The sequence below is a fragment of the Arboricoccus pini genome, assembly GCF_900187945.1.
GTDB lineage: Bacteria > Pseudomonadota > Alphaproteobacteria > Geminicoccales > Geminicoccaceae > Arboricoccus > Arboricoccus pini.
The window spans coordinates 22,257-36,616 of sequence record NZ_FYEH01000017.1; the positions used below are offsets into that span (position 1 = coordinate 22,257).

Consider the following 14,360-nt stretch of genomic DNA (forward strand, 5'->3'; position numbering starts at 1 on the left):
GCAGCCGAGCTGAAGACAGGCTCTAGAGCCGGCAGGTTGGCGCGGATAGCGCGTCCGGCCAGGGCCGGCATCTGCCGACGATCATGCTGCCGCGAGATACTGTTCGCCAAGAGGAATTTTTATAATTCGATCATTTTTCAACGGCAAATCGCGGGATTCTCAGCGTATCGCCTTATGATGATGCAAAAGTAAAAGAAATTGGCAGAAATTGCCCGCTCAGTGAGCACCTCAGTCGCAGACGGGCTGACTGTCATCCTCGTCACGATACGTGATGAATTGCTGCTTGATCCGGCGCAGCTGCTCTTGTGCGGCCGGCCGCCGGCGAACGGCGCAGCCATAAGCCAGCATGTCGATCGCCGCCAGGAAGCCGTAACGCATCGAGGTCGGCCCCAGCACGTCGCCATCGTCCGTGAGCTCAATGGTAAGCGGCATCTGGACGGCGGCAGCCAGCGGCGTGCGAGGTGCCGTGAAGGCAAGAGTACGCGCGCCGTAGCCAGCAGCGATGCGAGCCGCACGCACCAGCTCCTGGTTGTTGCCGGTGAGCGAGCAGCAAAGGAGGAGATCCTGCTCGTTCATGGTAGCCGCCAGCATCATCTGCATCTGGTGGTCGGCATTGGGAATGACGTGGATACCCAGGCGGAAAAGGCGGTTTTGTACTTCTTCGACCAGCCAGCTCGATACGCCGCCGCCGCCGAAGGCATAGAGAATGCGACAGCCGATGGCCACGTCGATGGCGCGCTCGAGCATGGCAAGATCGATACTGCGCTGGGCGGCGACTATGGCATTTTGGGCGCGCATCGCGACGCGAAGCGCGATGTCCTCAGGCTGTTCTGGATGCTGATCCAAGGGTTCGAAATAACGCAGGCCAACGCGCATGCTCCCCATGATCTTAAGTTTCAGGTCGCGCAGCCCGTCGCAGCCGAGAAGACGGGCAAAACGTGTGATCGTCGGGGCGGAGATACCGAGCCAGGGGACGAGTTCCTCGATCGGCCGGGCGGCGAATGCCTGGGGTTCGCGCAAGATGGCCTCGGCGATCTTGCGATGCGCCTTGGAGAGGGAGGTTTCCACCTTGAGGATACGGCCGATGATGTCGTCGCCGGCCCGCGTGGGCTCGCTAGCCTCCAGTCCGTCTATTTCATTATGCCGCATCTACCCTCCCATCTGCATGGCCGCGCCTTCCTCGTACTTAGCGTGGCCACTCGCACCAGGCACTGGCGATGGCCCCTGACGCCAAGCGAGCAGCCCACCCGGCAGCGAAGGCGCGCCCTTGATCGCCTGTCCACCCTCTTTCTTCCCGGCCCCATGGCAGGGGACGCGAGCCTGGCTAGATAGCCCCGCCAGCAAGGCCGACGCGCGCCTTGCTGTTCCAGCGCCGAAACGGCGATTGGCGAGTTGGCCTCCGCAACGCCTTCCTTGGCGAAGGGGACGATCGGTCACCTGCATATAGCTTTTCACTTCGCGGAGACGAGGATCGTTCGTCAAGGCGCAGACGGGATAGCTCGACGCCCTCGCCCGTGTCAGGCGACGAGATCCAGGTCACCCGGCCCCATTGGAACCTTGGCAAATCCTGTGCCCAGACTGGAGACCGCTGTCGACGCCCACCTTTCCACGGGGCATTCCCAGCCGGAGGGGTCCCTGTTCCGGTTGGCGTCCCCCAGCCAGCGCTGACCCGCGCTCTAGAGCGGCAGACGGACGACCCTGCCACGCGGCGCAACGGCGGGACGCGACGGCCTGAGCTCCACTCCGCGCTCATCCACGTCGATCTCAGCTTCGGGATAGACGGCAACAGCCTCGGCTAGCGCTTCCTTGAAACGCCGGCGAAAATCCCGCTCGCGGGTATATTCCGCCCCGAACTGCGCCTGGAGCGGTTTCCAGCCGACAATGGTCGGCTTCTTGATCGCGTGCAGCCGGTAGACCAGCCAGACATAGAGATCGATCACCAGCGGCTGGTTGCTGATGGCACGCAAAGCCGGCTCCCAAAGCGGCACGGGATGCGCCTTCAGGGCCTGGAAGAACGAATCCGTAAGCTCGATTTCGTCTTCCCAGAGACTTCCTTGATCGGGCTCGCGTGGCTGCGGGATGCTCATCATGCCGTCGATGATGTTCTCGCGCTTGAACCCTTCGGTGCCGTTGTCGCCGCGCCAAGCGATGGTCATGCGGCAGGCACTGATGCGATTGGCCTGCTCCCGGACGGCCGTGTAACTTTCGCCGCCGATGGCGATGCCAAGGCGGCCCAGCCACGCCCGCATGGAGCGGCCGATCTCGACGCGACGCGAATTGGTACGAATAGCCTCGGTGCAGAGATAGAGCAGGATCATGCGGGCCCGCGCTCCATAGGGGATGCCGTAGAAAACCGGCTGGCCCTGGCGGATGATCTTGCCGGGCTCGATCATCAGGCTGAACCGCCCGTTCTCGCGCAGCCATTCCCTCTGTTCGTCCTTGGGGCGCTTGTGTGGTAGCGAGGTCATGCAAAAGCCGGCATAGGTGATGCCCAGCTGATCGCTCTCCTCGCCCAGGACTCGCGCGGCCAGGTCGACGACGCGCCGCTCCTCGGGAGTCTGGGCTTTGGCCCGCGCTGACTCCAGGCCTTCGCGGATGACGAGCTCGTGGACCGCGCCCATGGCAGCTTACCTGACTATATTCTTCCTCCAACGTCCACGAAGCTTAACAGCCCTTCCCTCGTCGTCCAACATGGGTTCTTGTCGCGCACAGGCTCATCCCATGAGATCTTGTCGCGCTACTTTTCCCGTGGGTTCCTGTCGCGGCAAGGCTGGGGTGTTGTCGCGGATACCATGGGGCCTTGTCGCGGGCACATACCCTGCCCGCTGGGGTCTTGTCGCGCATAACCTATAACTAGATTCTCTTATAAACCCTTTAAGACCATGAACAGGCATGACTTTATTTTCTCTTGAAAATGCATTTTCGAGGCAGCGGCGCACTCGCATAAACCGTGGCCTTACAGCAAGACGAAAACCGGGCGGGCGTGCTCTTCGCCGAAGCTCGTGACCTGCGATGGCCGACGATGTGCGATGCGAAGGCTTTGGTCAAAGAGATTGCGCGCACGAGGTACTTTAGCCGTGGAGGCGGCAGACAGACGAAACCGCGCTCCGGTGATACCGACAGGCGGGCAATGCGGCCTCGATATCTCGCCCTTGATCCAAGGCACGGCGCGAAGCGGTTTTGTCTGCCGCAACACGGATGCGCGACAAGTCCCCATCCCTGCGCGCCGTTGATTTATTCGAGCCTTAAGAGGTGGAATCGCGTGCGTGCTCGTCGGTGCCGTTTCAGGCATCGTCAATCCAAGGCGCGCCGGTCCAGCTTTAACCCCGGCCAGGTATTGAGTGTACGCAGGGTTAGGTGACCTGGTGCCGACCGAGCGGTGCTGCTCACCCGCATGATTCATATATGTAGGGCCGTAAATCGCTAACTCACTCCGTGAGGAACTCGTTTCGGTCCCTGACTAAAGGTCATCCAGGCATTCCGGGGTCACTGCCCCTGCTCATACGTGACAACTATGCCTGCCGCCCCGCCGGGCGGAACGAATAGGCGGGGTTCGCAGGAGTGCCTGCTTGCCCGACCTGTGTACGAAGCAAAGCCCGGCAAGCACGAATGAGCCTCGCCCAATCGGTCAGAGACGGAGAAAATGCATTTTCTTCGCTGGGCGTGCGGGCAGCCGAGACCGCGTGGACGTGCCGGACTGGCGGACGGGTTAGGTGCAATCGGCGAGGGCGTTTTGAAAACGATCGGCTGAGATACATAGTTGAAAAAACCAAAGGGCAGGAGGCCGGCCTATCGCTGCCCCGAGACCTGAGACCTGGTCTTGACGGCGATCTCTCAATTCCGGTTGACCGTGTTTTGCTTCGAGGCGTCGCGCAGTTCGGCCATTCCAGGCCCGACGCCATACGGAAGGTCGTGATCCGCCATCCGGGCTGTAGCTCGAGGGCGGAGCACCTTCACGGCCGAAAAAAAGGTGGTCTCTCTGTCAAGGGTCGGCCTTACGCGCGTGGCCGTGGGCGCCGGGGCGAGGTCGAGCAGGGACCAATGCTGGTCGTACTAACATCGGTATCGTTCATGCGATTCATTTTCGGTCATGGTGCCGGTGCCTCGCGGTTCCATCGGACCGTCATACGGGCCTGACCGGGAAATGGCCGGTGGGCATTTGTCTTGAAGGCTAAAGCTAAGGCTGGAGGCGAGAGGTTATCGACGTTTATCGACCGGTATGGAGTCTTCGCGGCGTGCATGTCGTGGGCCACGGCCAAGCCGGGGGGCAGCCAAGCCGCTTGCCGCGTCGCTCGTTCTGTTGCCAAGGCCTCGGGGCTGCCATCCATCCAGGATCTGTCAGGGACCGAGATGACGCTCATCTCGTCTTCATTGGTCAGTGCCAGGCAATTGGCCGCGCAAGCGACAAAGCGATGGGCCTTGAGACGGGTCTAAGACGGACATTTTGTTCGGTCACCAACCGGTTCTCAGCACGTGGTCTCCCGACGCGGGGGATGTTCGCCCGCATGGGGATCTGCGTGGGGAGCTCTCAACCTGGTGATGTGAGCCGTGCCGGGGATGGAGCTCGGCGGCTCGTCGCAGCAGGGAACAATGGGCCGAAAATGCATTTTCGTCGCCTAGCCTACGCGGTCACGCCTCTTTCCAGTCAGGGGTCTTGCGGGCGAGGACATCTGGACCTGTAGGCAGAAGAGTGATCCACGCCAAGCATGCAGGCAATTGGATTCCCGGACGTTGTTTCACGAAGTGGCGTGGATCAACTTTCCGCAAAGTCCCCTTACATGTCGATTCGATCCCGACCTATTCCTCGTCCTCGGCGACCTCGGCATAGAGTGAGGGGATGCGCGCGGCGAGGCGGCGGATGACGCGTTCGTCGAGACCGGGCTGGAAGCGAAAGACCAACTGACTGCCCGAGCGGGAGAGGCGACCGTAGCGGCGACCCTGCCGATCGCGGATGAGGGTTCCATCCTTGTCTCCGGCAGTGGGTTGGGCGCCGTTGCCAAGCAGCCGGATCAGGTGCCGGGCCCTGGTCGTCGCATTGCCCTTGAGTGCACGCATGGCCTCGGCGTCAGCCTCGCTCAAGCTTCCTCCATGACGCTGGAGGACCGCTAGCAATTGCTTGCCGACACCGATGGAGAGATCGCGGGGATCGCCCAACATTTCCAGCACGTTCTCGGGGATATCGGCCAGGGCGGCCACATTGCTGACCTGTTGCGGCGTGACGCCCAAGAGCGCTGCCAATTCCGTGCGCTGGAAAAGGCCGGCTTTCAGCAGCCTTCGATAATGACGGGCTTTCTCAAGCGGCGACAGATCGATCCGCTGGGCGTTTTCGATCAGCATCTGGGCCACCAGGCCCTGCTCGTCGAGCGTAACAATGACGGCGCGCACCGGGCGCCCCAGCGCCCGGCAGGCATGCACCCGTCGATGGCCAAAGACGATCTCGTAGCGCCCATCCTTGCCCTGGCGCAGGGCCGCGGGCGTGATCTGTCCATTGGCGGCGATTGACTGGCGAAGTGCTAAGAACGCATCGTCGGCAAATCCGCGATCGTCGCGATCCCGCCAGCTGGTGTCGTCAATGAGCCTGGTGTCGATCTCGACCACCATGCGGCCGGTGCTGACCGCCTCCTCCATCTGTCGGCGAAGGGCCTCATAGGCCTCAGCGGTGCCGCGCGAGACTTCACGCACCTGATCGCTGATCGGCACGACACCGGAGCGCCGCCTGGCACCGCCCTGCTCAGCCCGTTCCTGGCGTAGGCCGCTGATGGCAAGGTCGATTTCGTCCGTGGCACGTGCAGTCGGCGCTTTAGTCCGGGGCGGCATCACGTCCTCCCTTGCCGCTGGCGCTGCCGGGCCACTGGGCCAGGATCAGCGCTTCGATCTCGCCGTTGACGCCGTCCAGATAGTCGCGCGCCCGCTCGTAGCTCTTTCGGTTCTTCGACACTTCCAACTCGTAGAGCGTGCGCTTGATATTTCCCGCCATGTCCAAGGCAGTCGTGATCGCCATTTTCTGGTCAAGGAGGCGATCGGCGAAGGTCGATACCATCCAGGCTGAGATGCGCTGATGATTCCGGTCGACGGTGTTGTACTTGGTAATGAGGATGCGCACGAAATCGAGCATCTTGCTCGACCCGCCCTCATATTCCGCAATGTCGCGTAGCGTGTCGGCCATCATGCGGAAAAAGCGCCCCGTCGAGGCGAAATCCAGCATCGAGGGCGGTGCCGGCACGATCAGTGCTGTCGATGCGAAGATGGCATTGATGCTCAGATAGCCGAGCGAGGGCGGACAGTCGCAGACCACCACGTCATAGCGATCTTCAATGGTCTTGATGCCGTCCTCGAGCAGTCGCCAGAAGCGAAAATTGGTCTGCCGCATCTGTCGCACCGGCAATTCGAACTCGATCCGGTAGAGGCCCAGATTGGCCGGGATGATGTCGAGATTGGTCCAATAGGTCGGACGGATCAGCGAGGCGAGGCTGTCGACGTCGCCGCGCAAAAAGGGATAGAGCGTTTCGGCCTCGCTGAAATCGTCGTCCGGCTGGAAACCGAACTGCGTCGTAGCCGAGGCTTGGCTATCGAGGTCGAGCAGCAGTACTTTATAGCCCTTAAAGGCCAGGAATTGCGCCAGATGGACGGCCGTCGTCGTTTTGGCTGCGCCCCCTTTGAAGTTCGAGAGCGTGACGACCTGGAGCTTGTCCCCTCGCTCGCGGCGTCGGCCCACGCGGTAGCGGTCATCCCCGGTCTTCAAGAGGAGATGAGCGCGGATTCGGTTGACTTCCTCAAGCGTGAAGCCGCGCTGGGTCTTGCCGATGGGCTGACCCTTTGGAACGTCCTCCTCCTCGAGCACCAGCCGACGCAGATAGGAATCCGAAATCCCCAAAAGCCTTGCGGCCTCGCGCGTAGGCAAGAGCCGCAGCCGCTTCTCGCGATGCGGCTTGTTGTCGATCTCGATGATCCGCCTTTGGACTGCCTCCGATAATTCGGCATAATCCTCAAAGGCGGCGATGAGGTCGACGGCGTCGCTCATCAGGCTGGCTTTCTTTCGTTTCTCCTCAACGAACACGCTTAAACGAGAAAACGCAATAAGTCGATAAAATCCGTGCATGGAGAGAGACGGCCGGGTGTCGGTGTGTCCCGCCCTCCATTGGGGTCTTGTCGCATCCACGACTCTTGCCGTGCAAGCGGCGTGAATGATATGTAGTCAATATCACTACTTGGCATGGGGAGGTGGCGCGTGGAGCGTCTTGTGACGGCGGTTGATGCCAACCGACATTTCTCCGAGATTCTGCGCGCGGTGCGCGAGGGTGGCAGCTATGTTGTCACGGCCCACGGCAAGCCTGTGGCCCGAATCCTGCCGATCGAAGAGGGGCCGGGCGGCCGCGACGAGGCGAGGCGCCGGCTTTTGCGGCGTCTTCGCGAGGAAACGCCCGTCGATGTCGGTCCCATCGGCCGCGACGAGCTGTATGAACGGTGAGGATCGCCCTCGACACCAACGTGCTGGCCTATGCCGAGGGGGTGAACGGCGTTTCGCGGCAGGCCGAGGCGCTGAATTTGCTCGAGCGCCTGCCGCCGCATGACCTGGTGCTGCCGGTTCAAGTCGTGGGCGAGCTTATGACTGTTCTTGTCCGCAAGGCCGGGCGGACCCGTCCGGCGGCCCGCAGCGCGATCTTGAGCTGGCAGGAACTTTGCCACCTCGTGCCGACCTCCGTCCAGGTCATCCGCCGGGCGACCGATCTCGTCGCCGACCATGGGTTCAGCACCTGGGATGCCGTGATCCTGGCTGCGGCAGGGGAGGGGGGCTGCCGCATTTTGCTGTCGGAAGATATGCAAGATGGCTTCACCGCCGGCGGCACAACCATCGTTAATCCGTTCGCCAAGCAGCCGCACCAGCTTCTGACCACGCTGTTGCGAGACTGATCGCTCGACCGGGCAGTCGCTGGAGCGAACTGCCGGTCCCATTCGTGACGGGCCCTTACCAGCCTCTGCCGACCGCTGTCGTGCGCCGCCAAATAGAGCTGTCCCGTTCATCAAATCTTAACTCGTCGAGTACTTTGTCAGATGGCAAGCCGCTAGCCATAAGGTGCTGAAAACGTTGTCAGAGCAGCCCCGCGAGATTTTTAGCGACGATCATGTCGACTTGGTTTGGTCGGCGATATGTCGTTCACAGGCCGTCGTTGAATTCGATCTTACGGGCAAGGTGCTTGCAGCCAATGATGTCTTCCTGCGTCTCATGGGCTATGCGCCTTCTGAAATCATAGGAAAGTATCATCGAATGCTGTGCGATGCCGAGTTTGCGATGTCGGACGCCTATATTAAATTCTGGCACATGTTGGGCCAAGGTGAGTTCAGTGCCGGCGAATTTTATCGCATCGCCAAGGACGGGCGGGGCGTCTGGCTCCAGGCCACCTACAACCCCATCCTGGACCCGGCGGGCCGGCCGTTCAAGGTCGTCAAGGTCGCCACAGACGTCACCGACCGCAAGCTCGAATTGACCGCCAGCCAGCAGAAGCTCAAGTCCACGCTGCAGCAAATGGGTGAAATCGTCGCTGCCATCGGTCAGATCGCCAACCAGACCAACCTTCTAGCACTGAACGCAACAATCGAGGCCGCGAGGGCGGGGGAGGCCGGTCGCGGTTTTGCCGTGGTGGCGAGCGAGGTCAAAAAGCTGGCCGGTGACACGCGAAGCGCGACTCAAAGAGCCATAGCGATGGTCGCGGCCTGACCTGCCGGGCCGGCGATCCTCCTGGAGGGCCGAGCCGTCCTGAACCCTGCTGTAGCGGCGTGGAGAAAATCAGGCCCCGGGCTCCTGGGCGGTCGCTTCAGTGGCAGGCGGTCAATCCAAGCCGCACATTGTCTCCAGGAAGTTCCCGGACGCCCCAAAGACAATGCTGATTTTCGGCCATGGCCAGTGTCAAAGGGCCTGGAGAGCCTGCACGGCCAAGCTCCGGCCCTATTTCGGCCAAGTGGGGGTATGCATTTTTCAGGCGGAGGCAGAAGGAGCACCGACCCGGCGGCCCCAGCCAGGCTGTCCTACCGGTCGCCCGTCCAGCGCTACCGTCCTGCCGCGCACCATCGTGCGAACGGGCATGCCGATGGTCGCGAAACCCTCGTAAGGCGTGGCGTTGCCGAGCGAGTGCAGGAGGGCGCCCTCGATCCGTCCCTCCGCCCGCAGATCCACCAGCACGATGTCGGCATCGACGCCCACCTCCAGCCGCCCTTTGTGCGCGAGGCCGAACGCATCGGCCGGAGCCCGGCAGGCCATGCGAACATATTGGCAAAGGGTCATGCGTCCGCGATTGACTTCGGTCAGCATCAACCGCATCGAGGTTTCGACGCCCGGAAAGCCCGGCGCGCAGTCCCAGATGACGGGGCGGCGCTTTTCATCCGGCAGATGCGGGGCGTGGTCGGTCGAGAGGATATCGATCGTACCGTCGATCAAGGCATCCCAGAGCGGTCCCGCATGACCGGGCTCGCGCACCGGTGGTTTCACCCGCAAGAAATTGGCACCCAGCCTGGAACTGTCATCCGTCGACAGAAACAGATAATGCGGGCAGGTCTCGACCGTGATGTCGACCCCGCGCGACTTGGCAAAGCGGATGTGCGGCAGCGAGTGGCGCGAGCTTTCGTGCGCGATGTGGATCTTGCAACCGGTCCATTCGGCGAAGATCGCGCTTCGGCTGACCGCCTCGACCGTGGCGATGTCCGCGTGCTGTTCCAGATGGGCTGCCGCGTCGACCCGGCCGCTCCGGCGCAGGCGTTCTCCCCGGCGCTTGAGAATGGGGGTGTTTTCCGCATGCACGGTGCAGCGAATACCGAGGCCCGCCAAGGTCTCGAACGCATCGACGATGGCGCCATCGCTCGGGCAGGGCGCCAGCGGATTCTCGCTGCCCATATAGAGCTTGAAAGCGCTGGCACCAGCATCGAGCATCGCTTTCAGCTCATCGCCATTGTCCTCACCGATGAGACCGTAGATGCCGTAATCGACGATCGCCTGCTTCGCCGCCAAGGCGTCTTTTTCCGCCACGGCGGCGGGGCTGGCCGTGGGGGGGCGCGTGTTCGGCATGTCGAAGACCGTCGTCACGCCTCCCACGGCTGCCGCCTGCGTAGCGGATGTCCAAGTCTCTTTGTGCGCGAATCCGGGTTCGCGGAAATGGACGTGGACGTCGATGGCGCCTGGCAGCACGTGCAGGCCCCGCGCGTCGATGCGCTCACGCGCCGGCGGCATCGTCTCGAGCGGCCCGATCGCCACGATCTTGCCCTCGTGGACAGCGACTGTATCCGGCCAGATGAGGCTGGGACTGACGAGCAGGCCGTTCTCGATCACGAGGTCGACCATCGGGATACCGACTGCTTCCGTGCTCATTGCGACGCCACCCTTGCTGCCGCCTCGAAGAGATCGGCATTTCGTCGACGCAGGCTTTGTATCATCGCCTCGATCTCAAGCCGAAGCTCGACTGGATCGAAGCGCCTGGGCCGCCCGCCGCTATAGATCACTTGGCCCGCCGCGATCACGGTGTCGACCGAGGCACCGGTCTCGGCAAAAACCATCTGTGCCACGGCGTCGTTAATCGGGAACCACCAGGGAGCATCCAGCCGGTACAGCACGACATCGGCCGGAGCCCCGGCCGCGACCTGGCCGAGGCCCGGGCAGCGCAAGGCCTTTGCGCCGCCGGACGTGGCGATCTCGAACGACTCCCGTGCCGACATCCATCTCTCATGGTTGGCCTCGTCTTGACGATGGGCGGTCGCGATGGCGCGCATGGCTTCGTGCATGACCATATTGTCGTTCGAGCCGGCCCCGTCGGTGCCGAGGGCCAAGCGTACACCTTGCCGCCGCAAGGACGGGATGGGGCAGAGCCCCGTGCCCAGCCTGGCGTTGCTTTCGGGATTGAGGACGGCGATGACGCCCCGCTTGGCCATCAAGGCGATCTCGTCATCGTCCAGCCAGATCGAGTGGGCGCAAGACCAGCGCTCCGAAAGGACTCCCAACTGCTCGAGATGCGCCAGAGTGCCGACACCATAGCGATCGATGGCTATGGATCTCTGCCGGGCGGTCTCCAGAAGGTGCGTGTGGATGCCCAGATCGTGGGTCGCCGCGATCTCGGCGCAAAACAGGAGTGCGGCATCCGAACAGCGATCGGGGTTGGAGGGGGCCGGGAAGACACCGATCCTCCCTTCATAGCCGTGCCAGCGGCCAACGGCGTCTCGGGTCAGCTCCGCCACGCTTTCAAGCGGCTGGCGCTTGAGAAGTTCCACCCGATCCAGCCGTCCGGCAAGGTCGTCGGGCAGATCGGTCGGGATGATGTCGGCGAAGGCCTGGTCGAAGAAGCGAACGCCCACGACGGCGCGCAATCCCGTTTCCGCCCAGGCACCCAGCACCGCGTCCAGATCGTCGCCCGAAAAGCGCTGGCCGGGAAAATGGTCCAGCACGGCGGTCGTCCCTGAGGCCATCAGCCCATAGGCGCAGAGAAAGACGGCCAGTCTGATCTCGTCGCGCGTGCGCCCGGACGTATGGGCCTGCGTCAGCCACATGAAGGCTGGATGGCTCAGCCGATCGCCGAACCCGGCCAGCGTGCTGGACTGCGAATGTGTGTGCGCATTGACAAGCCCAGGAGCCAGGAGCCTATCCGTGCCTTCGAGGATCGTATCGCCGTCGCGGGCGACCAGGGAAGGAGCGTCGGCGGGCCCCACGGCCAGGATGCGATCTCCCTGGAGGATCACGGTCTGTCCCGGGCGCAGACCCGTCTCCATCGTGGAGTCGAGGACGGAGACCCCTTGGATGACGAGACGGCTCACGAGCGGGTTTCCTGCAAGGCGTGTGCGGCACCCGTGGGATCGAACCAGAGGCCGTCGTCGGCGCCTGCCCGTTCGATCAGTCGACTGGCCAGGAGCAGGTCCTGCACAGCGATGCCGATCGACTTGAAGACGACGATATCGTGGGTTCTGCCCGGCCTGCCATCCAGCGCGCCGATTTCACCCACGATCTGATCGCGATGTAAAATACCGGTCCCGAGCGGCAGGCAGAGATCACCGGCCCGCGCGAGGCAGCCCTCCAGATGATCGACATAGATTTCGGCCCGCCGGATCAGGCAATCGTCGGCCTCGCGGGCGGTGGGCCGGTTGGCCCCGGCCAGGACGACGGTCGTGCCGGAGCGCAGGGCAGCCCCGGGAAAGACGGGCTCGTCCGCGCTGGTGATGGTGACCACGATGTCGGCCGCCGCCACGGCGGCGGCGGGATCATTCTCGTAGCTGATGGTCGCGTTGGCGAGGTCGGGCCAGCTTCGCGCTGCATCGACGAGTGCGGCAGCGCGAGGCTGGCTCCGGCCGACAATGAGCACCGTGCGGATCGGGCGGATGGCCGCCATGTAGCGGATGGTCTCCGGCGCCATCGCGCCCGTCCCGAAGATCGTGAGCGTTGTCGCTTCGGGTGGAGCCAGGAGATCGCAGCCAGCCGCCAGGCCCGCGGCGGTGCGGTGCTGGTTGAAACGCGTGCCGGAGAACATCGCCAAAGGCTCCGCTTGGCGCGCATTCCACAAGGTCAGGAGGCTCGCCCCCCGGCGCGTACCATTCGGCCCGACGTGGCTGTGAACGTTCGTTTTCACGCTCAGCAGGCCATCGCTGTCCAGAGTCATCAGGCCCAGGACGCCATGCCTGGGGGTGTGTCCGCGCAGGTCGACCCGGGCGGAGGGCTGCGGCTCGTTTGCCGCCTGCAGTCGATAAGCGTCGATTGCGGCTTTAAGGGCCAGGTCGCGGGTGATCAGCCGATCCACGTCGGCGTCGGAGAACAGCCTCATGAGGAAAGGCCGGCGGCACCGACGCGGCGCCAGCGCGACAGGCGTTGCTCAAGGCTGGAGGTTATCCAGAACATCGAAAGTGCCAGTAGAATGGAGAGGAGGACCGCAGCCCAAAGGAGGGCGATGTCGCGCATCTCGCCGCTGTCCAGAATGAGAAGCCCCAGACCGCGTGAGCCGGTGATCCATTCCGACAGCATGGCACCGAGGAGGGCGGTCGTGCCGGCGATGCGCAGGCCGGTGAACAGATAGGGCATGGCGGAGGGCAGTCGGACATAACGAAGCTGCTGCCAGATCGAAGCGTTGTAGACGTGCAGCAGTTCCAAGGTGGTGGGCTCGGCCGCGCGCATGCCGCGCATGAGGTTGATGAGCAGCGGGAAGATCGAGACGATGACGACCACCAGGATGCTGGCGCTGATGCCGCGACCCAGCATCATCATGATGATCGGGGCGACGGCGGCAACGGGGGCGGAGCGAAAGGCAAGGACGATAGGCATGGAGGCCTGCTCCGCGCGCGGAAAAGCCACGTAGAGGCCGGCAACTGCGGCAGCCAGCACCGTGCTCAAGGCAAGCCCCAAAAGCCCGGAAGTGAGCGTGAAAGCTGTCCGGCTCGCAAGCACGCCGCTATTTGCCAGAGCGCCTTCCAGCACCGTGGGTGGTTCCGGCACGAGATAAGGGGGAATCGCGAAGACCTTGATCAGCAGGTGCCAGACGACGCCGATCACAAGACAGGTCGCCAGGAAGAAAAGCGGCGTTTTGAACGCCGCCAGATTAAAGCCGCTCCTCATGCGAGTTGCTCGCCGCTGGCCCAGAAAACGAGGCGTCGCTCGATCATGGCACAGATGGCATAGGCGCCGCTCGCCAGAAGGCAGGTGAGGAGAACCGAAAGCCAGACGGTGACGATGTCATAGGAAAACAGCGCATAGAGCATCATGGCACCGATGCCGCGATCCGCGCCGGCCCATTCGGCCGTGACAGTTCCGAGGACGGCTGAAGGTGCCGCAATCTTCAGTCCCGCGAAAACGAAGGGCAGGGCACCCGGCACGAGCAGGTAGCGAAAGGACTGGAGCGGGCTGGCCGAGAGGATGTGGAACAACTCCCGTTGACGTTCGTCCGCGGCGGCCATGCCCTGCATCATCCCGACCAGCATGGGAAACTGGCTGGACAAGGCCGCGATGACGATCTGCAGCGATGGGCCGGTGCCCAGCCAGAGGGCCAAGAGCGGTGCCAAAGCGATAATGGGGATGGCGCTCAGGATGACGCCCAGATTGTAGACGACGCCGGATAAGCGACTGACCAAGGCTGCAAGGGCGGCCGCGCAGAATGTGGCCATGATCGCGGCCAGATAACCTTCTGCCGCCTTGACGGCGGTCGGGACGACATTCTGGATGACAAGGCCGGGCCGAGCGATGATTGCAACCACCAGCTGCGAGGGTGCCGGTATGAAGACCGGCAGCGCATGGAGCCGCTGCAGGACCTCGGCAGCCAGCAGCAGGAGTGCTGCCGTAGCGCTGGGGAAGATGAGGGCCAATGTATCGCGGGAGCGGCCAGTGCGCGGTGGCGTTCCTCGCATGC

General features: G+C 63.2%; 12 protein-coding genes. 3 read left to right on the forward strand and 9 right to left on the reverse strand.

The features are described from left to right. Positions 1–228: 228 nt before the first annotated feature. From CFB17_RS16955 to repA, 4 genes are all read right to left on the reverse strand, one after another. Entirely contained in the window at positions 229–1,149 is a 921-nt protein-coding gene (locus CFB17_RS16955; protein ID WP_088562765.1) for a MurR/RpiR family transcriptional regulator, read from the reverse strand. Between the two features lie 527 nt (positions 1,150–1,676). Further along, a complete protein-coding gene (locus CFB17_RS16960; RefSeq protein WP_088562766.1) occupies positions 1,677–2,621 on the reverse strand; it encodes a replication protein RepA in 945 nt (314 codons plus the stop codon). A 2,176-nt stretch (positions 2,622–4,797) separates the two neighbouring features. Next, entirely contained in the window at positions 4,798–5,817 is a 1,020-nt protein-coding gene (locus CFB17_RS16975) for a ParB/RepB/Spo0J family partition protein (protein ID WP_088562769.1), read from the reverse strand. Continuing rightward, positions 5,801–7,021, reverse strand: coding sequence for a plasmid partitioning protein RepA (repA, locus tag CFB17_RS16980; protein WP_165769676.1), 1,221 nt, complete (start codon positions 7,019–7,021; stop codon positions 5,801–5,803). Before repA ends, CFB17_RS16975 begins: the two co-directional genes overlap by 17 nt. A gap of 207 nt (positions 7,022–7,228) precedes the next feature. Between repA and CFB17_RS16985 the strand changes: the two genes are divergently transcribed. From CFB17_RS16985 to CFB17_RS16995, 3 genes are all read left to right on the forward strand, one after another. Next, positions 7,229–7,468 (forward strand): type II toxin-antitoxin system Phd/YefM family antitoxin, encoded by a 240-nt coding sequence (locus CFB17_RS16985; protein ID WP_088562825.1) that lies wholly within the window; start codon positions 7,229–7,231, stop codon positions 7,466–7,468. Then, positions 7,465–7,911, forward strand: coding sequence for a PIN domain-containing protein (locus CFB17_RS16990; protein ID WP_088562771.1), 447 nt, complete (start codon positions 7,465–7,467; stop codon positions 7,909–7,911). Before CFB17_RS16985 ends, CFB17_RS16990 begins: the two co-directional genes overlap by 4 nt. Positions 7,912–8,074: 163 nt before the next feature. Next, positions 8,075–8,716 (forward strand): methyl-accepting chemotaxis protein, encoded by a 642-nt coding sequence (locus CFB17_RS16995; RefSeq protein WP_279311755.1) that lies wholly within the window; start codon positions 8,075–8,077, stop codon positions 8,714–8,716. Positions 8,717–8,974: 258 nt separating this feature from the next. On the opposite strand, the gene CFB17_RS17000 is transcribed toward CFB17_RS16995, so the two are convergent. From CFB17_RS17000 to CFB17_RS17020, 5 genes are read right to left on the reverse strand one after another with little or no spacing between them, the layout of a single operon-like run. Next, positions 8,975–10,357 (reverse strand): dihydroorotase, encoded by a 1,383-nt coding sequence (locus CFB17_RS17000; RefSeq protein WP_088562772.1) that lies wholly within the window; start codon positions 10,355–10,357, stop codon positions 8,975–8,977. Continuing rightward, entirely contained in the window at positions 10,354–11,790 is a 1,437-nt protein-coding gene (locus tag CFB17_RS17005; RefSeq protein WP_088562773.1) for an amidohydrolase family protein, read from the reverse strand. Before CFB17_RS17005 ends, CFB17_RS17000 begins: the two co-directional genes overlap by 4 nt. Next, positions 11,787–12,788, reverse strand: a complete 1,002-nt coding sequence (locus tag CFB17_RS17010) for an ornithine cyclodeaminase family protein (protein ID WP_088562774.1) — start codon at positions 12,786–12,788, stop codon at positions 11,787–11,789. Before CFB17_RS17010 ends, CFB17_RS17005 begins: the two co-directional genes overlap by 4 nt. After that, on the reverse strand, positions 12,785–13,573 hold the full coding sequence (locus tag CFB17_RS17015) for an ABC transporter permease (protein WP_088562775.1): 789 nt from the start codon (positions 13,571–13,573) through the stop codon (positions 12,785–12,787). Before CFB17_RS17015 ends, CFB17_RS17010 begins: the two co-directional genes overlap by 4 nt. Then, entirely contained in the window at positions 13,570–14,358 is a 789-nt protein-coding gene (locus tag CFB17_RS17020) for an ABC transporter permease (protein ID WP_088562776.1), read from the reverse strand. Before CFB17_RS17020 ends, CFB17_RS17015 begins: the two co-directional genes overlap by 4 nt. Positions 14,359–14,360: the final 2 nt, after the last annotated feature.

What these genes read in the sequence shown, in the direction of transcription:
- repA (WP_165769676.1), bottom strand. Translation starts at nt 7,021, where the DNA reads ATGAGCGACGCCGTCGACCTCATCGCCGCCTTTGAGGATTATGCCGAA.
- CFB17_RS16975 (WP_088562769.1), bottom strand. Translation starts at nt 5,817, where the DNA reads ATGCCGCCCCGGACTAAAGCGCCGACTGCACGTGCCACGGACGAAATC.
- CFB17_RS17010 (WP_088562774.1), bottom strand. Translation starts at nt 12,788, where the DNA reads ATGAGGCTGTTCTCCGACGCCGACGTGGATCGGCTGATCACCCGCGAC.
- CFB17_RS17000 (WP_088562772.1), bottom strand. Translation starts at nt 10,357, where the DNA reads ATGAGCACGGAAGCAGTCGGTATCCCGATGGTCGACCTCGTGATCGAG.
- CFB17_RS17020 (WP_088562776.1), bottom strand. Translation starts at nt 14,358, where the DNA reads ATGCGAGGAACGCCACCGCGCACTGGCCGCTCCCGCGATACATTGGCC.
- CFB17_RS17015 (WP_088562775.1), bottom strand. Translation starts at nt 13,573, where the DNA reads ATGAGGAGCGGCTTTAATCTGGCGGCGTTCAAAACGCCGCTTTTCTTC.
- CFB17_RS16960 (WP_088562766.1), bottom strand. Translation starts at nt 2,621, where the DNA reads ATGGGCGCGGTCCACGAGCTCGTCATCCGCGAAGGCCTGGAGTCAGCG.
- CFB17_RS16955 (WP_088562765.1), bottom strand. Translation starts at nt 1,149, where the DNA reads ATGCGGCATAATGAAATAGACGGACTGGAGGCTAGCGAGCCCACGCGG.